Annotated in this window: 17 protein-coding genes; 6 read left to right on the top strand and 11 right to left on the bottom strand. The window is 76.5% G+C overall.

The window, feature by feature from the left end; translation table 11 throughout:
* Positions 1–7 precede the first annotated feature (7 nt).
* The 6 genes from ACGBYP_RS11080 to ACGBYP_RS11055 all read right to left on the bottom strand — a co-directional run bounded on the left by ACGBYP_RS11080 (position 8) and on the right by ACGBYP_RS11055 (position 9,065).
* Positions 8–442 (bottom strand): hypothetical protein, encoded by a 435-nt coding sequence (locus ACGBYP_RS11080; protein WP_411583984.1) that lies wholly within the window; start codon positions 440–442, stop codon positions 8–10.
* Positions 443–609: 167 nt separating this feature from the next.
* Positions 610–2,142 carry a hypothetical protein gene (locus ACGBYP_RS11075; protein WP_411583983.1) on the bottom strand — a complete coding sequence of 511 codons (1,533 nt, stop codon included), beginning with the start codon at positions 2,140–2,142 and terminating at the stop codon, positions 610–612.
* Positions 2,143–2,461: 319 nt separating this feature from the next.
* Complete coding sequence (locus tag ACGBYP_RS11070) at positions 2,462–4,099, bottom strand: GAF domain-containing protein (protein WP_411583981.1); 1,638 nt, start codon at positions 4,097–4,099, stop codon at positions 2,462–2,464.
* 187 nt (positions 4,100–4,286) lie between these two features.
* Positions 4,287–5,147, bottom strand: a complete 861-nt coding sequence (locus tag ACGBYP_RS11065) for an HDOD domain-containing protein (protein ID WP_411583979.1) — start codon at positions 5,145–5,147, stop codon at positions 4,287–4,289.
* Positions 5,144–7,222 (bottom strand): putative bifunctional diguanylate cyclase/phosphodiesterase, encoded by a 2,079-nt coding sequence (locus tag ACGBYP_RS11060; RefSeq protein WP_411583977.1) that lies wholly within the window; start codon positions 7,220–7,222, stop codon positions 5,144–5,146. The genes ACGBYP_RS11065 and ACGBYP_RS11060 overlap by 4 nt, the downstream gene beginning before the upstream one ends.
* A 202-nt stretch (positions 7,223–7,424) precedes the next feature.
* A complete protein-coding gene (locus ACGBYP_RS11055) occupies positions 7,425–9,065 on the bottom strand; it encodes a methyl-accepting chemotaxis protein (RefSeq protein WP_411583975.1) in 1,641 nt (546 codons plus the stop codon).
* A gap of 271 nt (positions 9,066–9,336) precedes the next feature.
* On the opposite strand from ACGBYP_RS11055, the gene ACGBYP_RS11050 reads away from it, so the two are divergent.
* Positions 9,337–11,937, top strand: a complete 2,601-nt coding sequence (locus tag ACGBYP_RS11050; RefSeq protein ID WP_411583973.1) for a cation-translocating P-type ATPase — start codon at positions 9,337–9,339, stop codon at positions 11,935–11,937.
* Between the two features lie 189 nt (positions 11,938–12,126).
* Here the strand turns inward: ACGBYP_RS11050 and ACGBYP_RS11045 are convergent, their stop codons facing one another.
* From ACGBYP_RS11045 to ACGBYP_RS11035, 3 genes are all read right to left on the bottom strand, one after another.
* Positions 12,127–13,116 (bottom strand): universal stress protein, encoded by a 990-nt coding sequence (locus ACGBYP_RS11045; protein WP_411583971.1) that lies wholly within the window; start codon positions 13,114–13,116, stop codon positions 12,127–12,129.
* Positions 13,117–13,231: 115 nt separating this feature from the next.
* A complete protein-coding gene (locus tag ACGBYP_RS11040) occupies positions 13,232–14,851 on the bottom strand; it encodes a DUF4389 domain-containing protein (RefSeq protein WP_411583969.1) in 1,620 nt (539 codons plus the stop codon).
* Between the two features lie 233 nt (positions 14,852–15,084).
* On the bottom strand, positions 15,085–16,098 hold the full coding sequence (locus ACGBYP_RS11035; RefSeq protein WP_411583967.1) for a universal stress protein: 1,014 nt from the start codon (positions 16,096–16,098) through the stop codon (positions 15,085–15,087).
* Positions 16,099–16,286: 188 nt separating this feature from the next.
* Between ACGBYP_RS11035 and ACGBYP_RS11030 the strand changes: the two genes are divergently transcribed.
* The 3 genes from ACGBYP_RS11030 to ACGBYP_RS11020 are packed head-to-tail and all read left to right on the top strand — an operon-like array spanning position 16,287 to position 18,099.
* A complete protein-coding gene (locus ACGBYP_RS11030; RefSeq protein WP_411583965.1) occupies positions 16,287–16,946 on the top strand; it encodes a CBS domain-containing protein in 660 nt (219 codons plus the stop codon).
* A 29-nt stretch (positions 16,947–16,975) separates the two neighbouring features.
* Entirely contained in the window at positions 16,976–17,878 is a 903-nt protein-coding gene (locus ACGBYP_RS11025) for a universal stress protein (protein ID WP_411583963.1), read from the top strand.
* Positions 17,875–18,099 (top strand): DUF1918 domain-containing protein, encoded by a 225-nt coding sequence (locus tag ACGBYP_RS11020; protein ID WP_411583961.1) that lies wholly within the window; start codon positions 17,875–17,877, stop codon positions 18,097–18,099. The genes ACGBYP_RS11025 and ACGBYP_RS11020 overlap by 4 nt, the downstream gene beginning before the upstream one ends.
* A 40-nt stretch (positions 18,100–18,139) precedes the next feature.
* Here ACGBYP_RS11020 and ACGBYP_RS11015 read toward each other — a convergent pair whose 3' ends face one another.
* Positions 18,140–18,490, bottom strand: coding sequence for a universal stress protein (locus tag ACGBYP_RS11015; RefSeq protein WP_411583959.1), 351 nt, complete (start codon positions 18,488–18,490; stop codon positions 18,140–18,142).
* Positions 18,491–19,067: 577 nt separating this feature from the next.
* On the bottom strand, positions 19,068–19,445 hold the full coding sequence (locus ACGBYP_RS11010) for a hypothetical protein (protein WP_411583957.1): 378 nt from the start codon (positions 19,443–19,445) through the stop codon (positions 19,068–19,070).
* A 171-nt stretch (positions 19,446–19,616) separates the two neighbouring features.
* Between ACGBYP_RS11010 and ACGBYP_RS11005 the strand changes: the two genes are divergently transcribed.
* Entirely contained in the window at positions 19,617–22,109 is a 2,493-nt protein-coding gene (locus ACGBYP_RS11005) for a phosphoketolase (RefSeq protein ID WP_411583955.1), read from the top strand.
* Positions 22,106–23,035, top strand: coding sequence for a universal stress protein (locus ACGBYP_RS11000; protein ID WP_411583953.1), 930 nt, complete (start codon positions 22,106–22,108; stop codon positions 23,033–23,035). Before ACGBYP_RS11005 ends, ACGBYP_RS11000 begins: the two co-directional genes overlap by 4 nt.
* Positions 23,036–23,066 lie beyond the last annotated feature (31 nt).

The following is a 23,066-nucleotide window of genomic DNA, read 5'->3' as shown; positions in this document are numbered from 1 at the left end:
GCGACCGTCAGCGGCCCTCGACCTGGCGCAGCCGCAGCAGGGAGACCAGCAGCGCGAGGATCCCGAGGACGGCACCGACGATGCCGAAGACCAGCACCACCCGCAGCAGCGTGGCCCAGGTGGGCGAGACGTCGAACGGGAAGACCGACAGGACCTCCACCGACGCCACGAGGCCGAACACCGTGGTCACCAGGGTGCCGGCCGCGATGGGCCAGCCCGGGCGGCGCGCCAGCAGCACGACGTTGACGACGATCCCCGCGACGAGCGCGGCGTCGACGAACGGGAGCACGTCCCAGGCCTCGTCGGTCAGGAAGGGGAGCTCCTCCCAGCCCGGCCAGACGTGGAGCACGACCAGGCCTGCGGCGTTGACCAGCACGGCCAGCACGCAGCCCAGCCGGTTGGTCCGGGTGGCGGTGGATCCGGGGTCTCGCAGCTGGGTCACGGTGCCCTCCGGGGTCGTCGACGTCCTGCTCAGGACGCTAGGTCCGCATGCGCGCCCCTGACCCGGGTCGTTGGTCCCCGGTCACCGCGCCGGACTCCTCTCCTGCTGAGGTCCCGGGCGACGTGCGTGCGCACCGCGTCGTCCCACGGTGCCCGGACGGACGGTGGCTACAGCAGCCCGCCCGCCTCCAGGTTCAGGCCGACCAGCGTCGCCGCGAGGAGCAGCCCGCCCACCGTCGCCACCGCGAGGAGCACCCGGCTCAGGCTCCACCGCTGCACGCTGACCCGGGGCCGCTCCGGCAGCCGCCCGCGGAACTCGGCCGCCAGGTCACGACCGGTCTCCCGGATCAGCCGCTGCAGCTGGCGTGGGACGGTCACCGAACCGGTCACGGCCATGGCCTCGGCGAGCTCGTCGGCGGTGAAGAACGCCGTCGCCCGGGCCAGGACGCGCTCGGGACCGGCGACGAGGGCGAGGGTCAGCAGCATGTTGGCCAGGTCCACCGACTGGCGCCACCGCGAGGGACGCAGCTCGCCGAACGAGACGTCCACCAGGACCACGCGCTCCCCGCGGACCAGGACGTTCGAGGGCTTGACGTCGCGGTGCGCGGCGCCGGCGGCCCACATCCGGCGGACCTGCCGCAGCGCGTCGTCCACGACGGCGTCGGGCACTCCGGACTCGAGCACCTCGACCGCGTCGGGCACCAGCTCGGTGACCAGCAGGTACTCCCGCCCGGGCACGACCTCGACGACCCCGATCGGCTCGGGGACCTGCACCCCGCCGTCACGCAGCAGGCGGCCCATGTAGTCCTCGTGCTCGACGAGACGGCGCACCGACGTGAACGGCGCCTCGTCCTCGAGCCGGCCGTAGAGCAGGACCCGGGCGTACTTGTACCAGCGGTCGGACCGCAGGTGCGTGGTCGAGTAGAGCTTGCCGAACAGGTACGGCGGCGACCCGCCCGCCGTCCGCAGCCGGCACGGGGTGGAGCCGGCGGAGCCGTCCAGCCGGTAGGGCGTCAGCTCGGTGACCTCGACCCCGAGCTGGTCCCGGACGGCGCCGAGCACCCGGGCGGTGCGCTCGGCGTCCAGGGCGAGGTGGGCCTTGACCCGCCGGCGGTAGGTGACCGGGAACTCCCGCTCCGGGACGAGCAGGGTGGCGGCGAGCGCGGCCGCGCTCGCCCCGACCGCGGCGCTGGCCACCGCCACGGCGGCGCTGTCCACGCCGAGGGCGACCCGGGTGGCGGCGAGCGCGGCCACCGTCGTCCCGGCCGCCGCCCACGCCGCGGCACGGATGCGCCCCGGCGGCGCCAGCGCGTACACGCCGGCGACGGTGACCGCCGCGACGACGAGCACCGGCCAGGCGGGCAGCGCCAGGTCCGCCGGCGAACCGGTGATCCGGTGACGGACGACGCGGACCCACGCGGTGTCCTCGGCAGCCAGCACGGCGACGGCCGCCACCACGCTGATCGTGCCCACGTACACGAGCAGGTGCCGCCACCGCCGGGCCCAGACCAGGGCCAGCACGGCGGGCACCCACAGGGCCTGCGGGCCGAGGACGTGCCCGACCACGTCCAGGCCGTGCCAGGTCCCCCGGCGGCCGCCGCCCGGCGGTCCGGGGACGAGCAGGTCCCGCACGGACCGGTCGAAGGACCGCACGAGGGCGGAGTGGTCACCGAGGGTCGCGAGGACCACCAGCGCAGCCACCGAGGTCCCCAGCACCGCCAGCCAGCCCCGGGCGGAGCGCGGCACGCGCCGGGGCGCGGGCCGGTCGGCCCCCGACGGCCTGCGTCCCGCAGCGCCACCGGGCCAACCGGGACGCCTCGGGCCGGCCACCGCCGTGTGCCGGTCGACCGTCGCCACCAGGACCTCCCCGTCCGCCGGACGTCGACCGACCACCGGCGGACGACTGGCACCGTGTCGCCAGGATGCGTCCGGCCGGCCGCGACCGGACGTGTCCAGTGGCACGGCTCGCCGGGACCAACGTCCCGGCCTCTCCTCGCGCGACCGGGCCGTCGGGTGCCGGTCACGCGCACGGCACCCACCAGTACTGCGACGTCCCTGCCGGTGTCCCCGCCGTGACGGTGCAGGTGCCGCCGTGCCGCTCGGCCCGCCGGCGCAGTGCCGCCTCCGCGGTCCGGTGCTGGTCCGGTGGCTGCCGGTCGTCGTCCCGCACGTGCACGACCACGCCCTCGCGGTCCCCGACCACGTCGATGCTCGCCGTGGTGGCGCGGCGCCGGCGTGCGACGTCCAGCAGCGCCTCGCGGACGACGCCCGCCACGTCGTGCACCAGGTCCTCGGTGACCGCACCGTCCAGGAGCCCCGAGACGCGCACGTCCGGCTCGAACCCGAGCGCACCGGACGCCTCCGCGACGGCGTCCATCACCTGCTCGCGTGGGCTGGGTCCGCCCGCCTCTGCCCGCAGCGGGAAGACGGTGCTGCGGATCCGGTTGATGATCCGGTCGATCTCCTCCACGGCGTCCCGCACCCGGCGGGCGGGACGGTCGTCCGGGAGCCCGGCGACCGCGCCCTGCAGGGTGAGCCCGACGCTGAACATCTGCTGCACGACCGTGTCGTGCAGGTCCATCGCGATCCGCTCCCTCTCGTCCAGGACGACGGCGCGCTGCTGCTCGGCCCGGGCGGCGGACAGTTCGATGGCGACAGCGGCCTGAGCGGCGAAGTCACCGGCCATCTCAGCGTCGGTGGGCGAGAAGCCGGGCCGGCCCGGCACGCGGGCGGCGCAGAGCACGCCGAGCACCACCTCCGAACCGCGCAGCGGGACGGCGAGGACGGCCGCGACGTCCACCCCCGTCCAGGGCAGGGCACCGGCCCCCTCGCCCGTCCCGTCGACGAGTCGCACGGGCCGGCCCTCGCGGAGGACGCGGCCGAGCACGGTGCCCGACACCGGCACCGGCTCCCCCGTCCCCTCGATCTCCCGGGGCCCGACCAGGACCTCCACCCGCAGCGCCCCGGACGACGACTGCGGGTCGGGCAGGAGGACGGCGACGACGTCGGCCTCCGCCACGTCGCGGATCCCGCGGGCGACCAGCTCCAGCGCACCGGCGCCGCTGTCGCCCGCCGCCAGCAGCTCCCGGGTGATCGCGGCCGATGCCTGCAGCCACTCACCACGCCGCCGGGCCGACTCATAGGACCAGGAGTTCGAGACGGAGAGCCCGGCGGTCGCCGCCAGGGCCTGCACGAGCTCCCGGTCCTCGCGGCTGAACACGTCCCGCTCGTCGTCCTGCAGGTGCAGCGCACCGACGACCTCGCCCCGCACCCGGATCGGGACGTCCAGCACGGCACCGGCGCGCGCCTCCTGCCGGCTCCCGCGCGGAGCGGGCCCCGACCCGGCCGCCACCGACTCGACCACCGTCCCCGCCGGGCCCGTCACGTCCAGCACGGCACGGCGTGCGCCCACCAGCTGGCGGGCTGCCTCCGCCGTCCGGTGCAGGACCGCGGCGGACTCGAGCTCGCTGGTGACCAGCTGGTTGGCCCGCAGCAGGCCGCGCAGCCGCCCCTGGGTGGCCATGACCTCCTGCGCCCGGTCCACCAGCTGGCCGAGCAGCTGGTCCAGCTCCAGCCGCGGGAGGTCGGGGAAGGACAGAGCCGGGCCGCCGGCCGGGTGCGTGGCGCCAGCGGGCTTGAGGTCGTCGGGTGCCGCCACGGGTACCTCCTCGGCGTGGTCGCCGACCGGTTCCTCTGCTACCGCCGGACCGTAGCGGAACCCGACCGTCCGGCGGTAGCAGGAGCCGCTCCCCCAGGGCGGCGTCCACTGGGGACCCCGCGCGCCGGCTGCCGGTGGTTCCCCGGCCGGCGGGCGGGCACCGCGTCCCGAGCCGACCGGCGGATCGTCAGCCCACCATGGCGATCCGCAGCTCCGTGGCCTCGACGCGGACGCGCTCGGTCACCGACTCCAGCTGCTCCTCGGTCAGCAGGCCGCGGCAGAGCCGACCGATGGGGACCGGCGTGTGCCCGGTGCCGGCGAGCCGGGCGGCGACCTCGAAGGCCACGCGCAGCAGCGCCCCCTCGGGGGCGAGCAGGTCGTCGAGGCAGTCGAGCGCGGTCACCATGCGCCGGGGGAAGCCCCAGTGGTCGAGGGCCACGGCGCTCAGCCGCACCCCGTGGACGCCGTAGCGCTGCTGCTCGGCCATCCGGCGCCCCGGCAGGTCGGGGTGCTGCCCGACGAGCACCGGATGCCCCTGCGGGTCGTTGTGGTGCAGCAGCGCGGCGCCCATCTGCGAGAGCATCCCCAGGCACAGGGCGTCGGGCGGCCGCTCACCGAACCGGGGCGCCACGGTCGCGGCCGCCTGCCCGACGTGGGTGCTGGTGAACCAGAAGTCGTCCGGCAGCCGCGACTCGTCGTCCAGGTCGGTGAGGGACACCGTGGCCAGCGTGCGCACGGTCATGAAGCCGACGACCGAGATCGCGAACTGCAGCGAGCTCACCCGGCCCCGCATCCCGTAGTACGCCGAGTTGGCCAGCTTCATGACCCGGCCGGCGAGCGCGAGGTCACCGGCCAGGATGGTCGCCAGCTCCTTGGCGCCGGCGTCCTCGGCGCTGGTCATGGCGACCACCTGTGCGGCCACCGGCTTGTTGGCCGCCATCGTGTCGATGCTCGCCAGGACCTGCTCGACGTCGAGCAGCTGCGAGGGTCCACCGTCGGTGGGGTGCTCGCCGTCGGTCGGGGTGGTCGTGCGGTCGGGCTGCGTCACTGGTCGTCCCGTCGTCGGTCGGCGAACCACGCGCCGCAGTCGGCGCCGGTCATGGGGCGGGCGAGGAAGAAGCCCTGCAGGTAGCTGACCCCGAGCCGGGCCAGCTCGGCCGCCTGCTCGGCCGACTCGACGCCCTCCGCGACGGTGGTGAGCCCCAGCGTCCGGGCCAGTGCGATGACCATGGCCGCGATGTCGCTGTTGCCGTCGGCGAGCTCGGCCACGAACGACCGGTCGACCTTGAGGCAGTTGACCGGCAGGTGCCGCAGGTAGGCCAGCGACGAGTAGCCGGTGCCGAAGTCGTCGATCGCGAGGTGGATCCCCAGGTCCCGCAGCGCCTGCAGGATCTCCCGGGCCGCGGCCGGGTCGCCCATCAGCGAGGACTCGGTCAGCTCGAGCGCCAGCCGGCGGGGTTCCAGCCCGTGCCGCTGCAGGGCCTCCGCGACCCGCCCGGGCAGCGACCGGTCCAGCTGGAGCGCCGAGATGTTGACGTTGGCGTGCGGCGGCGCCGCGGCGCCGAGCTGCGCGTCCCACTCCGCCAGCTGCCGGCAGGTCTCCTCCAGCACCATCATGCCCAGGGCGCCGATCAGGCCGCTCTCCTCGGCCAGGGGCACGAACACCTCGGGCGACACCGGACCCCGTCGGGCGTCCGTCCAGCGGGCGAGCGACTCCACGCCGATCGGCCGCTGGTCCGCTGCGCCGACGATGGGCTGGTACCAGACCTGCATCCCCCGGTCCTGGACGGCGTCCCGCAGGTCGGCCACCATCTGGAGCTTGGCGCGGGCTGCGGCTCGACCCCGCTGGTCCAGCAGCGCGACCCGTCCGCGTCCGGCCGCCTTGGCCTGGTACATCGCGATGTCGCAGTCACGGACGAGGTCGTCGGCCGTCAGGTGGTCGGGGTTCTGCAGGGTGACGCCGATGCTGGCCCCCGGCTCCACCTGCACGCCGCCGAGGTCGAAGGGCATCGACACGGCGGTGAGCAGCCGGAGCGCGAGCCCGACCGCCTCGGACTCGGACACCTCGCTGCAGACGACGACGAACTCGTCGCCACCGAACCGGGCCACCAGGTCACCCGGGCGGACCGCCGTCCGCAGTCGTGCCGCCAGCTCCACGAGCAGCAGGTCACCCACCGTGTGACCCAGGGAGTCGTTGACCGCCTTGAAGTCGTCGATGTCGAGGAAGAGGCAGGCCAGGCCGTCGGCGCCCGGGGTGAACCGCGCGGTGATGGACTGGTGGAGGAGGGTCCGGTTGGGCAGCCCGGTCAGCGGGTCGTGGTTGGCCTGGTGCTCCAGCCGGGCCTGGTAGGCGAGCCTCTCGGTGATGTCGTCCAGCGTCCCGACGAAGCCGACGCCGGCCCCCGGGGTGACGATGCGGCTCAGCCGCAGCACCGCTCGCCGCACGTCGTCGTCCCGGCGCAGCACGTTGAGCTCGACCGACGCCGCGTCCGCGCCGTCGAGGACCGCGGCCACCTGGTCCACCACCCGGTCCAGGTCGTCCGGGGCCACGACGTCGAGCCAGCCGGTGCCGAGCAGCTGCTCGGCCGGTGCGCCGACCAGGGTGCAGAACGCCTCGTTGACGTGCGCCAGGCGCATGCCCTGCTCCGACAGCAGCAGGGGCACCGGCGATCGCTCGGTGACCGCGGCGAAACGGCGCTCGTGCGCGTCCGCCGTCGCGCGCAGCGCCCGCTCCAGCTCGTTGGCGGTGGAGATGATCCGGATCGTCCACCGACCGCCGCTGGGCTCCGGCATGGCCACGACGACGACCTCGTGCAGGACGCCGTCCACCCTGACGGGCATCGTCATCTGCGTCGTGCGGTCCGGGCTGAGCAGGAGCGCCACCTGGTCGGCGTCCATCGGGGACAGCAGCTCGCCCAGGGTGCGGCCACGCACGTCGTCCAGCTCGCGGCTCAGCAGGCGGGCGGCCGCCTCGTTGGCCCAGCTCACCTGGTGCCCGGCACCCGACCGGTCGACCACCAGCAGGGCGGTCGCATCGGCGGTCCGGGCGCTGAACAGCGAGGCGGCGACCGGGCCCGTGACCGGGTCATCGCCTGCCGGGCGCAGCCCCCCGATCGTGCTCATGCACCACTCCAGATCCGTATGTCGCGAGGTCGTGCGGACGGCCGGTGCATCGGCGCACCGCCTGAGGGTCGAGCGGAGCGGCCGGCCACCGGTGCGGGGACGTGCTCCGGTACGAGCATCGACGCAACCGGCCGGTTCTTGAGCGGTCGAGGCGAAGTCGGGACCAAGGACCCTGCTCGAACGGGGTAGCCGGCCCCTGGCGTCAGTACGTGAAGCGGGCGACCGTGCCGCGGAGGTCGCTCGCCAGCCGGGACAGCTCGTCCACGGCGATCCGGGTCTGGCTCAGTGCCTGGTTGGTCAGCTCCGCCGCCGTGGACACCCCGGTGACGTTGGCGGCGATCTCGGTGACCCCCGAGGCCCCCTCCTGCACCGAACGGCTCATCTCGTCGGTCGTCGCGGTCTGCTCCTCCACGGCCGAGGCGATGGTCAGCTGGTGGTCGCTGATCGAGCCGACGACGTCGGCGATGCGGCCGATGGCCACCACCGCGCCCTGGCTCGCGGCCTGGATCGCCTCGACGCGCCGGGCGATGTCCTCGGTGGCGCGGGCGGTCTCCCGGGCGAGGTCCTTGACCTCGGTGGCGACGACGGCGAAGCCCGTGCCGGCCGCCCCGGCCCGGGCCGCCTCGATGGTGGCGTTCAGGGCGAGCAGGTTCGTCTGCTGGGCGATGGCGGTGATCGCCTTCACCACCTCACCGATCTCCTGGGAGGACTCGCCCAGCTCCTGCACGGTCGCCGTCGCCTGCTGGGCCTCGCCGACCGCCGTCGAGGCCACCGCGGCAGCGCCGTTGGCGCTGTGGCTGATCTCGGAGATCGCCGCGGTCATCTCCTCGGCCCCGGCCGCGATGGTGGCCACGGTGCGGGCGACCTCCTCGGCCGCGGCGGACACGACGCCGGCCTGCACGCTGGTCTCCTCGGCGGACGCGGAGATCTGGGCGGCCGACGCCGAGAGCTCCTCGGTGGAGGCCGCGACCGTGGCCGAGCTGTCGACCACGGTGGCCAGCACGCCCCGCAGGTCGGCCAGCGCCACGTCGAGCCCGGCGCCCATCCGGCCGAGCTCGTCCCGGGTGGTCAGGCCGCTGGACCGGGTCAGGTCACCGTCCGCGAGGCCCTCGACGACGTGGACGACCCGGCGGACGTCGCGCGCCACCGCCCGGGCTACCGCCCACCCCAGGGTCAGCGCGAGCGCCAGACCGACGCCCAGGACGACGAGGGACAGCCGGCGCTGGTCGGCGGAGTGCTCGGCTGCCAGGGCGGCGGCGTGCTCGGCATCGGCGGTCACCTCCTCCTCGATCTCGAGCAGTTCGCCCAGGACTGCCTCGTACAGCGGCTCCACCTGGCCGCGGTGGGCAGCCACCCAGCTCGGCACGTCACCGGCCTCGGCCAGTGGCCGGAGCACCGCGTCCTCGAGCCGGCCGGCTGCGGAGAAGTCCGCCACCACCTCCTCCAGGACCACCGTTGCGTCCGACGTGTGTCCGAGCGCGAGGAAGGCCTCGTGGTCGGTGCTGAAGTCGTCGCGGGCCTCGGCCAGCGCCTCGAACGCGGCCCCGCGCGCCTCCTCGCCCGGGGCCAGTGCCGCATCCCGTGAGGCGCGGGCGGCCCGTTCCACGTCGAGGAGCAGGGCCGTGACGGCGTCCACGCCGCGGACGTCCTCGCTGTAGACGCGTTCGGTCGCCGCCGCCTCCGCCTCGAGCGCGCGGAGCCCGGTGACCCCGACGACCAGGGCGACCACCCCGGCCGCTCCCACGGCGGCGAGCACCTTGACGGCGATCGGTCGGTCTCCCCACCAGCGGAGCCGCCGGCTGCGGACAGCGGGCAGGGGGGCGTCGGACGGAGGGGTCGGCATGTCGGGCTTCCTCGGGTCGTCGGGAACTCTGGTCCGAGACGGCCATCGACGGCCCGGCGACGGACTTGAGCGCGTCGACCGGGAACGGGACCAAGGACCTCACCCGACCGGGTGATGGACCCCTCCCGGGGCTCCTGTTCCTCGCAAGGGCTGCCGGAGGTCCCCCGCCACCAGCGGCCTTGGTCCCTGTCCGCCGTGCCCGGGCGGGCGTGAGGCTCGGGTGCGGCGCCGCTCCCGTGCGTCGCGACCCCGGTGACGAGAGGACCTCCAGGTGACCACGCGGGGCACGGACCTGGTCGATCGGTCGAAGGCCGGCCTGACCGGCGCGGAGGTGTCCGCTCGCCGGGTCCCCGGCGGGAACCGGCTGCCCGTCCAGCGGCCTCCGTCGCCGGTGCGCCTGCTCGTCGCGCAGATGGTGCACTTCTTCGCCCTGCTGCTGTGGGCAGCCGCCGCGCTGGCCGTCGTCGGCGGCATGCCGCAGCTCGGGGTCGCGATCGCGGTCGTCGTGGTCCTCAACGGCGTCTTCTCGTTCGTGCAGGAGCACCGCGCCGACCGCGCGGCCCAGGCGTTGCAGGACCTGGTACCGCACCGGGTGACCGTGGTCCGCGACGGGGTCCGCCAGGACGTCGACGCCGTCGACCTGGTCCCGGGCGACCTGGTGCTGCTCGAGGCCGGGGACCGGCTGGCCGCCGACCTCGAGCTGCTCGAGGTGCACGGTCTGCGGGTCGACGAGGCGATGCTCACCGGGGAGAGCGAGCCGGTCGCCAAGGAGGCCGGCGACCCGGTCCACGCCGGCTGCTTCGTCGTCGAGGGCGAGGCCTCCGCCGCGGTGACCGCGATCGCCGGGGACACCCGGCTGGCCGGCATCGCGACCCTGACCCGGACGGTCCAGCGGGTCAGGACCCCGCTGAGCAAAGAACTCGACCGGGTCATCAGGGTCATCACGGTGATCGCCGTCGGGCTCGGGCTGGGCTGCTTCGGTGTCGGGCTGCTGCTGGGCCTGCCGGCCGGCGAGGGCTTCCTGTTCGCGGTCGGGGTCACCGTCGCCCTGGTGCCCGAGGGCCTGCTGCCGACGGTGACGCTGTCGCTGGCGCACAGCGCGCAGCTCCTCGCCCACGGCAACGCCCTGGTCCGCCGACTGGAGTCGGTGGAGACCCTGGGGTCGACGACGTTCATCTGCACCGACAAGACCGGCACCCTCACCCAGAACCGGATGTCGGTGGTGACGGTCTGGACCCCGGCCGGGACGACGACGGTGCGCGGGGAGGGCTACGCGCCCGTGGCGGAGGTCGACGGCCCCGCCGACGCGGTGACCGCAGCCCGCGACCTGGCCCGCGCAGCGGTGCTCTGCTCGACCGGCCGGATCCGCCAGGAGGGGACGACCTGGACGGCAGCGGGCGACCCGATGGAGGCGGCCCTGGACGCGCTCGCCAGGCGGACCGGCGCCACCGGGCTGGACGCGGCCGAGGGGCCGGGCACGCGCCGCTTCGCCTTCGACCCGCGCCGCCGCAGGATGTCGGTGCTCGCGGCCGGCGTGCTGTACGTCAAGGGGGCGCCCGATTCGGTGCTCGACCGCTGCGTCCGCCCCGACGGCGCACCCGAGGCGGTCGCGCAACTCGCCGCGCGGGGCCTGCGGGTGCTCGCCGTGGCCGTCACCGACCGGGCCGTGGCCGAGGACGCCACGGCCGACGACGCCGAACGGGAGCTGACGTTGCTCGGCCTCGTCGGCCTCGAGGACCCTCCGCGGCCCGGGGTGGACGCCGCGCTCGCGGAGTGTCGGCGCGCGGGCATCCGGATCGCCATGGTCACCGGCGACTCCGGCGCGACCGCGTCGGCGATCGCCCGGGAGACCGGGCTGTGGCGGGAGGGCCGCAGCCTCGTCGTCGAGGGCGCCGCGCTGCCCGCCGACCAGCAGGAGCTCGCCGAGCTGCTGGACACCGACGGCGCCGTGGTCTGCCGGGTCGCCCCCGAGGACAAGCTGCGCATCGCCCAGGCCCTCCAGTCGCGCGGGCACGTCGTGGCGATGACCGGTGACGGGGTCAACGACGGCCCGGCGCTGCGCGCCGCCGACATCGGCGTGGCCATGGGGCGCAGCGGCACCGACGTCGCCCGGCAGGCCGCCGACCTGGTGCTGCTGGACGACCAGTTCGCCACGATCGTGACCGCCGTGCGGCAGGGCCGGGCCACCTTCGCCAACATCCGGCGGTTCCTGACCTACCACCTGACCGACAACGTCGCCGAGCTGGCGCCGTTCCTGGTCTTCTCGGTGACCGGGGGCGCCGTCCCGCTGGCGCTGGGGGTGCTGCAGGTGCTCGCCCTGGACATCGCCACCGACCAGCTGCCCGCCCTGGCCCTGGGCGCCGAGCCGGCCTCCGCCCGGGCGCTCGACGGGCCCCCGCCGCGGCAGCGGCTCATCGACCGCCGGTTGCTGGCGCGGGCCTTCGGCGTGCTGGGCCCGGTGCAGGCGACGGTCTCGATGACCGCGTTCCTGACGGTCCTGCTCGGCTCGGGCTGGAGCTGTGGCGAGACGCCGGCCGCCGGCGTGCTGGCGACCGCCTCCGGGGCGGCGTTCACCGCGGTCGTCCTCGGGCAGTCGGCCAACGCCTTCGCCTGCCGCAGCAGCACCCGGCCGGTGTGGCGGCTGCGCTGGCGGGGGAACCCGATGCTGATCGGCGCGGTGGCCGCCGAGCTGGCGATCCTGGTCGCGATGCTCGCCGTCCCGCCGGTCGCGGAGCTGCTGGGCCATCGTCCGCCCTCGCTCACCGGCTTCCTCGTCGCCGGGTGTGCGGTCCCGGCCCTCCTGGCCGCCGATGCGCTGACGAAGCTGCTCGGCGCCCGGCGGACCCCGCACACCCGCTCCGCGACCCACTGACCCGTTCCCCGGGCGCGCTGGTCGGGTCGGGTCGGGAACCACCGGCCCGACGATGTCCCCGCCCGGCTCCTCCCCCGCGCAGCCGGTGGTCACCGGCACCCGGTGCGGCGGCGCGCCAGGACGTCCCCGGGAACAGACGACGGCCCCGGCGCCGAGTCCATCGGTGCCGGGGCCGTCGTCGGGTGGTGCTCAGGCGCCTGCCGAGGCCAGGGCCGGGGCCGGCTGCTGCACGGGACGACGCTGCGGGTGGACGACCATCACCGGGCACGGGGCGTGCACCACGCAGTGGAGCGCGACCGACCCCAGCACCATCCCCGGCAGCTGGCTGCGGCTCCGGCTGCCGACGACCAGGAGCTGCGCACCGGCCGCCCGCTGCAGCAGGGCGTCCCGGGCCGGGCCTTCCAGGGCCACGACCGTGACCGGGACACCGGGCTCGGCCCCGAGGACCTCGGTCACCGTCTCCTGCGCCTTCACCCGGGCCTTCTCGCGCATCTCGTCCAGCGACTCGGTGAGCAGGACGTAGACCTCGCTCCAGTAGGTCGGCATCAGGTAGGCGGCGACCACCTCGAGCTCGGCGCCCCGCTCGGCAGCCGCCTGTGCGGCGTGCGCCAGGGCGGTCCGCGCGGTCGCCGAGCCGTCCACCCCCACGACCACCCGGGCCGGGCCCGCCGTCTCCTGCGGGTGCACGACGACGACCGGGCAGACGGCGTGCGTGGAGCAGTGCAGCGCCACCGACCCGAGGACGGCGCTCCGCACGCCGCCGCGCCCGCGGCTGCCCACCACCAGCAGGGCGGCGTCCTGCGCCAGCCGCACCAGGTGCTCGGCCGGCGGCCCCGGCACCACGGTGACCTCGACGGGCACCGCGCCCGTGCCCGGGACCGCGGTGACGGCCGGGTCCGCCCGGACCTCGTCCACGAGTGCCCGGGCGCGCATCCGGGTGTCGGCCTCGAGCTGGTCGATCCGCCGCCGGTCCAGCAGGTAGGGGTCGGTCCAGTAGAAGTCGACCGGGAACGCGGACACCACCTGCAGCGGCGCCTCCCGGCGAGCCGCCTCGGTCAGTGCCCAGACCAGGGCGGCCCGGCCGCCGGGTGAGCCGTCCACCCCGACGACGACCGTCCTGCCGACGGCGACCGCCTGCTCGGTGTCCGGTCGGTCGGTCGTCCCAGTTGCCTCGTCCACCACGGCCTCCTCGGCGTCGGTCCCGGGCGGCGCGCACCGGGTTCGTCCCCACCCTCGCCCGGCCCGGGGGCCGGCGGTGACGGGCACACGTCCCCGCCGGCGGGGACGTAGGTCCTCACCTGGGACCGGCCGACGGGCTGAGCCGCGGGTCGCCGGACGCCGGCGACCACGGGCCGGTCGGTCCTGGCTGCGGTCCCGGCTGCGGCCCGGGTGCGGCCGGGGGCACGGGCCGGGACCCGGCGCGGTGGACGGCGAGCCCGATGAGCAGGGCGCCGGTGGCCAGCAGCACCGCTCCCCCGGCCAGCAGCCCCCCGGCCAGCCAGGTCAGGCCGGGCACCGTGGCGGCCACGGAGACCTCGGCGTCCAGCCCGGCGCTGCGGTCCACCGGCATGACGACGGCCGTCCAGTCGCCTTCCGCCGGTGTCCACTCCAGCGTCTGGGTGCCCGGGCCGCTGGCCGACGCCGTCCAGATGTCGAGGTCGCCGGGGGCGGAGGCCGGAGGACCGCCGGGCAGCTCGGTCGTCGTGCCGGGGTCCGTCCGCCACCCGGAGCCGCGTTCCCCGGTCCAGGCCCAGCCGCCGCGCCGGGCGCCGAGCGCGTCGAGCCGGGTGCGTGCGACGCCGTCCAGGAGCCCGGACACCTCCGCGGTCGGCGCCACCCCGACGAAGACGGGCCCGGAGCCGTCGGCCGTCACCTCCAGCCGCACCCGGCCGAGCACCTCGTCGACGACCCAGTCCACCCCGGCGCCCCGCAGCTGGACGTCGTCGGTCACCAGCGCGTACCCGTCGGTCGAGAGCGTCGCCGCGGGCGTCTCCAGCCAGCCGCCGTCCTGCCGCTGGGTCCGGTCGGCGTACAGCAGTGCCCCACCGCCGGACAGCAGCCCGGTCGCGGTCAGCGCCAGCAGCGACCCGGCCACGACGGCCACCACCCGGCCGCCCGTCCACGCGCCGGGCGACGCCGGCGTCCCGGTCCCGGCCAGGTCGGCCGTGGGCGGCGTACCCGGCGCGGTCCCCGTCCGGCCGCCGGTCGGCCCGGTGACCGGCGGCACCGGCCGCGACCCCGGGTCGGTGCCGCCGAGGTCCATCCGGAACGGCGGGTAGGCGTCGGTCATCAGCGCCGCGTACGCCACGACCCGCAGGACCCAGCGGTCCATGCCCAGGACGAAGTCGTACAGCGACGGCGGGTACCGCTTGCCGACGAGCAGCACGACGCCGGCCACCACCACGAGCAGGCTGACCAGCCCACCGAAGGCCCAGCCGTCGCTCCACCCGCCCTCACCGGCCGACCGGCTGCCGAACCACAGCCCGCCACCGGCGAACGCGGCGACGACGACGTAGTGGGGCAGCGCGAGCAGCCACCACTTGACCAGCACCAGCCCGCGCGAGAGACGCTCGGGGTAGACCACGTCGAGCCGCGCGGGGTAGTCCGGGACGTCGGCCAGGGTGAACGGCGGGTAGCGGTCGGTGCCCAGTGCGGCGTACCCGTAGTACTGCACCCGCCAGGTCCACCGCAGCACGCCGACGGTGAAGTCGAAGAGCGCCCGCGGATAGCGGCCGGTCGCCAGGATCGCCACGAAGGCCACCACCGACACCACGGCGAACGCTGCCCACAGGAACGCCAGCACGACCAGGTGCGGGACGAGCAGCAGCCACTTGACCAGCCACAGCCAGCGCGAGAGCGGCGCGTCGAGCGCCGCGTCCACGCGCACGGGGTACGGCACGTCGTCTCCGGACACCGCTGACCTCCTCGACTCCCCCGCACGCCCGCGCGGTCGCGGGCGTCTGCGGTCGTCCCGAGCGTCGCGGTCGGGCCGGGGACGCCGACACGGACCTTGGTCGTCCCGAGCCGGGCCACAGGTCGGCCGTCCCCGTCGGGCCGACACCGCCGCGCCGGCCGCGCGCCGGCACCGTCGGACCGGTCACCCGGCCCGACGGTGCCCGGCGGTCCCCGGCGCGTGGTCCGCCGGGCTCAGGCCCCCGCGACCGCCCGCGCCGCGGGCGCGGCCCCGGCCCGGTCCCCGGTCGGGCGCACGACGAGGACCGGTCCCGCCCCGTGCATCGCGCAGGCCAGGGCGACGGACCCGGCCAGCAGGCCGCGGAGCTCGCTGCGCCCCCGGGCGCCCACCACCAGCAGCGCGGCGTCGGCGCCCCACCGCAGCAGGACGTCGGCGGCCGGCCCCTCGGTGACCACGACCTCCACGAACGGCGCCGGCCCCCCGGTCCCCGCCCGGTGCGCGGCGAGCACGTCGTCCACCATCGCCTCGGCTCCGCGTTGCAGCTCCCAGCGCACCTGGTCCTCGGACGGCACGACGACGGTGGTGAGGTCCACCCAGTGGTCGGCCAGCTCGTAGGCCGTCACCACCGCGACCCCGGTGTCCAGCCGGGCGGCCTCCGCGACGGCGGCCTCCAGGGCCGTCCGGGAGGCCGCCGAGCCGTCGACCCCCACGACCACGGTGCGGTCCTGCCGGTGCCCTGCCGGCGTCGGGTGCACCACCGCGACGGGGCAGTGGGCGTGGGTCACACAGTGCAGGGCGACCGAGCCCAGCAGCACGCTGCGCACCGCCCCCCTGCCCCGGCTGCCGACGACCAGCAGGTCCGCCGTGGCCGAGGTGTCCACCAGCCGTTGCGCGGCGGGCCCCACGGAGACGATCAGCCGGGTGGGCACGTCGGCGGCCCCGGGCACCGCGGCCAGGGCCGGGTCGTGGCGCACCTGGTCGACCAGGTCCTGGGCCCGCGTCTCCGTGCCCTCCCGGAGGGCCGAAACCATCGGCATGCCCAGGGGGTAGCCGCCGATCCACACCGCCTGGACGGAGAAGGTGGCGACGACGTCCAGGTGGGCTCCCCGCCGCGCCGCGGCGGCGAACGCGTACACGAGCGCGGCGCGGGACCCCGGGGACCCGTCGACCCCCACCACCACCCGGGGTGCCCGGTCGTCGTCGGACTCCGGCGACGGCCGTGCGCCGCCCTCCACTGCCTCGCTCACCGCAGGTCCTCCTCCCGGCCCGGGCGGACACCGGACGCGCCTCCGACGGTGCCCGCCCGCGCGGCCGGCGAGCAGGGACCGAGGTCCCTGCCACCGCCCCCGCAGGTCCCTGGGTGACCTGCGGGGGCGGTCCTAGCGTCGACCTCACCGTCGAGGGCAGGGGGCGCACGATGCAGGTCCGGGACGTGATGACGCGCGACGTGGTCACCGTGGGCCCCGACACCCCGGTCGCCTCCGCCGCCGAGGTCATGGCCGAGCGCGGCTTCGCCGCGGTGCCCGTGGTCGACGGGCACGACGGCCTGCTGGGCATCGTGGCCGAGGCCGACGTGCTGCGGGACCGCCTGCCCCGCGACCCCCGGCTGCACATGATCCGCGAGCCGGCACGGCACACCGCCCCTGCGCTGCTGGTCCGCGGCGTCATGACGACCGGCGTGCGCACCGTCGCCCCGACCGCGGACCTGGCCGACGTCGCCCGGCTCTTCGTCGACGGTGGGCTGCGCAGCGTCCCGGTGGTCGACGGGGAGCACCTGGTGGGCATCGTCAGCCGCCGCGACCTGCTGCGCACGCTGGTCCGCCCGGACACCGACGTCCGGCAGGACGTGCTGCGTCTGGTGGAGGGCTACACCCAGGAGCTGGGCGGCTGGGCCGTGGACGTCACCGAGGGCGTGGCCACCGTCCGGCGGTCGCGCGACACCGGGGACCCGACCGGCGAACGGCTGGCCGTCGACCGGGCCGTGGAGACCCTGGCCAGCACGGTGCCCGGCGTCCTCGCCGTCCGCCTCCTGGCCGACCGGCCGAGCGCCACGAGCGCCACCGGCACCGACCACCCCACCGGCGGCCCGGCGTGACCGGGCCCGCTCCCACCCGAGGAGAGCCCATGTCCCACCCCGCACCCGGACGGCCGGTCGTCGCAGGCGTCGACGGGTCCGAGGGCTCCCGCCGCGCCGCGCGCGCCGCGGCCGAGGAGGCCCACCTGCGGAACACCTCGCTGCACCTGCTCATGGCGCTGCCCTGGCGCTCCCTCGGCGTCGTGACGTCGCCGGCGGCCGCTGCCGACCTGTCGGTGGCGCTCGTGCGCGACGCCGAGGACGTCCTGCAGGAGCTGGCGGCCGACGTCGGCGCCGGTCTCGGCGAGGACCGGGTGACGTGGGAGGTCGCCGAACGGGCGGCCGTCGACGCCCTCCGGGACGCGTCCGGCCGCGCCCAGCTGCTCGTGCTGGGCTGCCGGGGGGTCGGCGGCGTCGCGGGCCTGGTGGTCGGCTCGACCGCCACCGCGGTGGTCGCGGCCGCCGGGTGCCCGGTCCTGGTGCTCTCCGACGACACGTCGGTGACGGTGCGCGGACGTCGCTCGGTGGTCGTCGGGGTGGAGGGGCGCCCCGGGGACGACGAGGTGCTGGGGACGGCCTTCGACGAGGCCGCGTCCCGCGGCACCGACCTGGTCGCCGTGCACGCCTGGCAGGACGCCCGGCTCGAGGCCGGCTACCAGGTCATCAGCCCGCTGGTCGACTGGGACGGCGTCCGGGCCGACGAGGAGCGGGTGCTGGCCGAGGCGCTCGCCGGCTGGCGCGACAAGCACCCGGACGTCGTCGTCCGGGAGGTCGTCCTGCGCGACCGGACGGCGCGCGGACTGCTCGCTGCGGCGCTGACCGCCGAGCTGCTCGTGATCGGCCACCGCCGGCGCGGCCGGCTGTCGGCCCTGGGCTCGACGACCCACGGGGTGCTGCACCGGGCGCCCTGCCCGCTGGTGGTCGTCCCGCTCGGCGCGGCCACGGGGGCGTGACGGTGCGGGCGGCGGTCGGCGACTGGCTGGTGGTCCACAGCCGACGGCTGGACGGGCCGGTGCGTGCCGGGGAGATCGTCGAGGTGTCCTCCCCCGACGGCTCCCCGCCCTACGTCGTGCGGTGGCTGGACGACGAACGCACCTGCGTCGTGTTCCCCGGCTCGGACGCCGTCGTGACCACGGGCCCGCCGTCCCGGACGGGCACCCGGGTCCGGCCCTGACCGCCGCGGGACGCGCGCGGACCGGCGGTGCGGGGGCGGCTCAGCGGGGCGCGTGGTGCTGACCGAGCACGAGGACGTCCGCGCGGTCGGCCAGCGCGGTGAGCACCTCCGCGACCGGCCCGGCCACCAGCTGGACCCGGGTCCGCCCGTGGACCCCCGTCTCCTCGACCACGTCCCGCACCCGGGCGACGAGATCGGCCTCCCGCGCCGCGCGCTCCTCCTCCGGGCCGCCGTCCCACACGGTGACCGCCAGGACGGTGCCGTCCCGGCGTTCGGCCTCCCGCAGCGCCCACAGCAGCGCCCCACGGCTCTCCTCGGTCGGACCGACGCCCACGACGATCCAGGGTCGGGTGCCCCGGGACACCGTCCGCGCCTGCAGCTGCTCGCTCATGACCCCAGCCCAGCGCACGACCGGCGCGCGGCACAGGGTCGTGGGTCCCTGGCCGTGCCCGGCCGGAGGGTCGGGGGTCCTGCCCCGGCCGGGACCTCGGCCCCTGCCGCGGGAGCGCGGCCCCGCACAGGGTGGGAGGGCGCCCGCCGGGGCGCGTCGACAGCGAGGAGGTCCATCGGTGCACGCACTGCGGACGACAGCCGCGCCGTACGGGGAGCCGGACGGACGGCCGTGCCCGGCTGCACCCGGGTCCGGGCCGGCGAGCGGCCGCCCGGACGCCGAGGTGCGCGCGGACCTGCACCGGGCGGTCGCCCGGTGCAGCGCGGACCCGGGACGGTGGACCACGGAGGTGCGGGCCGGGGTGGTCACCCTCCACGGCCGCGCCTTCCCGCTGGCCGAGCTGCTGGCCCTCACGCGCGCCGCTGGCGCCGTCCCCGGCGTCGTGCGGCTGCGGATCGACGCCGTCCCGGCGTCCCGCTGAGCCGCCGGCCGACCAGGGTCCGTGGTCGGCGCGGTGGTCGGGGCGACGTGCCGGCCCACTCCCCGGGCGCCGCCGCGCTCGCGTCGGTGAGGCGCGTCAGCCCCGGCGCCCCGGCAGCCACCGCCGCCGCCGCTGCCGCGGGACCGGAGCGGCCGACGCCGCACCGGGGGCGACCGCCTGCTGCTCCGGCCCGCCGGCCCGGTCCCCGCCCGCCGTGCCGCGCGGCTGCGTCGCGTGGTCGGCGGTCGCGTGGTCGGCGCGGGTCGCGCCCCGGTCCCGCACCTCGTGTGCCCGGGACTCAGCGAGGTAGTGCTGCACGGCTCCCGGCACCGCCCGCCGGCCGCGGGCCGCCACGTCGTGCCGCGCCTCCCACTCCGCCGCGATCTTCTCCGCCGGGGACATCGCGAGCGGGTCCGGTGCCGGGTGGCCGGTGGCGCCCCGGTCGGGACGGCCGCTCTGCTCCGAGGTGGTCATGACGTGCTCCCTCCGGACGTGCACGAGTGCCTGTGCGCCCACGGTCCGTCGGGGAGGCCGGCCACGGGAGTGCGCTAGGGCTCGCCGGGCGGGGACCAAAGCCCCGCGCGCGACGCCCCCGGGGCCACGCACGATCGCAGGCAGCCACCGACGACCCGGGAGCCCCGCCGCATGTCCACGACCCAGGCCAGCCCCATCGACGTCCCCGCCGGGACCCGCGCACCGGTGGAGGTGACCGGAGAGCACCCGGCCGACGACTACCCGGACGGGGAGCTCGCGCTCGACCTGCGCTGGTGGAGCGCCGCGAACTACCTGACGGCCGCCCAGATCTACCTGCGCGACAACCCGCTCCTGCGGCAGCCGCTGCGCCCCGAGCACATCAAGCCACGGCTGCTCGGCCACTGGGGCACCAGCCCCGGGCTGACGATGGTCCACACCCTGCTCAACCGGCTGGTCCGCCGCACCGGCACCGAGGTCCTGATGGTGACCGGCCCCGGGCACGGCGGACCCGCCGTCCTGGCCGGCGCCTACCTGGACGGCACGTACAGCGAGGTGCACCCGGCCGTGTCGGCCGACCTCGCCGGCCTGCACCGCCTCGTCCGGCAGTTCTCCACCCCCGGCGGGGTGAGCAGCCACGCCGGGGTCCACGTCCCCGGCAGCATCCACGAGGGCGGTGAACTGGGGTACGCGCTGCTGCACGCCGCCGGCGCGGCGTTCGACGACCCGGACCTGCTCGTCGCCTGCGTCGTCGGGGACGGCGAGGCCGAGACGGGGCCGCTCGCGGCGTCCTGGCGGCTGCCCGCCTTCCTGGACCCGGGGCGCGACGGGGCGGTGCTGCCGATCCTGCACCTGAACGGCTACAAGATCTCCGGGCCGACGGTGCTGGGCCGCACCTCCGACGACGACGTGTGCCGCTTCCTCGCCAGCCAGGGCTGGGCACCGGTCGTGGTGGCCGGGGACCAGCCCGACCACGTCTTCCGCGCGCTGGACGCCGCCCTGTCGGGAGCCCGGCGGACCATCGCCGACCTGCAGCGGCGCGCCCGTGCGGGGCAGGACGTGCGGCCGGCCCGCTGGCCGGCCATCGTGCTGCGCACCCCGAAGGGCTGGACCGGGCCGCGCACCGTCGACGGCGTCCCCGTCGAGGGCACCCAGCGCTCCCACCAGGTGCCCCTCGCCAACGTCCGGGACGACGCCGGGCACCGGGCCCAGCTGGCGGAGTGGCTGCGCTCCTACCGCCCCGACGAGGCGTTCGACGCCGACGGCCGGCTGGTCCCCGAGCTGGCCGCCCTCAGCCCCCGCGGCGACCTGCGGCTGTCCGCCTCACCCCGCGCCGGGGGTCCCCGCTTCCGGGTCCGCCCGCTGCCGCTGCCGGACCTGACCGACTACGCGCTGGACCTCACCGGGCCCGGCGTCCTCGAGCACGAGACGACCCGACCGCTCGGGGAGCTGCTGCGGGACGTGATCACCCGGACCAGCCGGGCCGACGGCGGAGGCGACTTCCGGCTCTTCTCCCCCGACGAGACCGCCAGCAACCGGCTCGGCGCGGTGTTCGAGGCCACCGACCGCTGCACGCAGCTGCCGGTCCTGCCGGGCGAGGAGCACCTCGGGCCGCAGGGCCGGGTGATGGAGGTGCTCAGCGAGCACCTGTGCGAGGGGTGGCTGGAGGGCTACACCCTCACCGGACGGCACGGGCTGTTCGCCACCTACGAGGCGTTCGCCATGGTCGCGGCCTCGATGGTGGTCCAGCACGCCAAGTGGCTACAGCTGGCGGCCACCGAGCCGGGCCGCAGTCCGCTCCCCTCGCTCAACGTGCTGCTGACCAGCACGTGCTGGCGCAACGACCACAACGGCTTCTCCCACCAGGGCCCCGGCCTGATCGACACCGTCGCGCCGCTGGCGCCCGAGGTCACCCGGATCTGGTTCCCGCCGGACGCCAACAGCACGCTGGTCGTCGCCGAGCAGTGCCTGACCAGCCGCGGCCAGGTCAACCTGGTGGTGGTCGACAAGCAGCAGCACCTGCAGTACCTGACCCTCGACCAGGCGCGCACCCACGTCGCCGCCGGCGGTTCGGTCTGGGAGTGGGCCGGCACCGAGGAGCCCGGCCGGCAGCGCAGCGAGGACCCCGACGTCGTGCTGGCCGCCGCCGGTGACGTGCCGACGATGGAGGTGCTGGCCGCCGCGCAGCTGCTGCGCGAGCACGTGCCGCACCTGCGGGTCCGCGTGGTCAACGTGGTCGACCTGATGGGGCTGCTGCCGCCCGGCGAGCACCCCGCGGCGTTCACCCCGGAGCGCTTCGCGCACCTGTTCACCGACAGCGTCGACGTCGTCTTCGCCTTCCACGGCCACCCCCGGGCCATCCACCCGCTGCTGCACGGCCGCCCCGACATCGACCGGTTCCACGTCCGCGGGTTCACCGAGCACGGCAGCACGACCACGCCGTTCGACATGGTCGTGCTGAACCGGATGAGCCGCTACCACCTGGCCCTCGAGGCCCTGCGCCGCTCCCGCCGGGTGCCCGAGGGCGGGGACCGGCTGGCCCGGCTGTGCCACGCCCAGCTCGACCGGCACCGCGCCCACGTCGTGGACGCGCTCGAGGACCTCCCGGAGATCCGGACCTGGACCTGGCACGACCCCACCCGCACCGACATCGAGGAGAACCGATGAGCAAGCAGTCACCGTCCGTCGTCGTGGGGGTGGACGGCTCCGAGCCGGCCGCCGAGGCCGCTCGTGCAGCCGCGCTGGAGGCCGACCGCCGCCGGCTGCCCCTGCGGATCGTCCGGGCGTTCCACTGGCCGTCCGGGGACCTGGCCGGGCTGCCGGACACCTTCGACGCCTGCGCGGCGTCCCGCCGTGCGGCCGACGCCGACCTCGAGCGGGTGCGCCACAGCCTGGCCGACCGGCTCCCGGAGTGGGCGATCAGCCTCGAGCTCGTCGACGGTCGCGCCGAGACCGTCCTGCCCCGCACCGTGCAGGCCGGTGACCTGCTGGTCGTCGGCGCCAGCGGGCTCACCTGGGGTGCCGGCAACGCCCTGGGCTCCGTGGCCGAGGCCGTCGTCGCGACGGCGCCGTGCCCGGTGCTGGTGCACCGCACGCTGCACCCGCTGGACTGGCGGCGCCGCGGCGTCGTCGTCGGGGTCGACGGCGGGCCGGGCAGCGCCGCGGTGCTGGCGGCGGCCGCCGCGGAGGCCGAGCTGCGCGGCGAGCCCCTGCAGGTCGTGCACGCGTGGCGCCAGCTGACCGAGGACGCCGCCCAGTCGATGCGCTGGCGCCTGGAGCCGGGCACCAGCACCGCCGCCGAGACCGCGGCCGTCGAGCCGCTGGTCGCCGCGCTGCGCCGGCGTCACCCCTCGCTGGAGGTGGACACCACCGTCGTCCCGGGGCGGGCCGGCCGGGTGCTCGTCGAGGCCACCCAGACCGCCGCGCTGCTCGTCGTCGGTCGCCGCGACATCACGGCCGGCGGTCCCGGTGCCACGGTCCACTCGGTGCTGCACCGGCTCGCGATCCCGGTCCTCACCGTGCCGGTGGCCGCACCGGCCGCCGGGCACACCGCCGCCGCGACCACCGGCGCGCTCACCGCCCCGGCCGGCTGACCGCCCGGGCACCGACGACAGACGGGAGGGG

Origin of the sequence: Modestobacter sp. SSW1-42, from assembly GCF_046635825.1 — a bacterium.
Taxonomy (GTDB): domain Bacteria; phylum Actinomycetota; class Actinomycetes; order Mycobacteriales; family Geodermatophilaceae; genus Modestobacter.
Note: the sequence above shows the minus strand (reverse complement) of the source record. Positions and strands in the feature narration are given on the sequence as shown.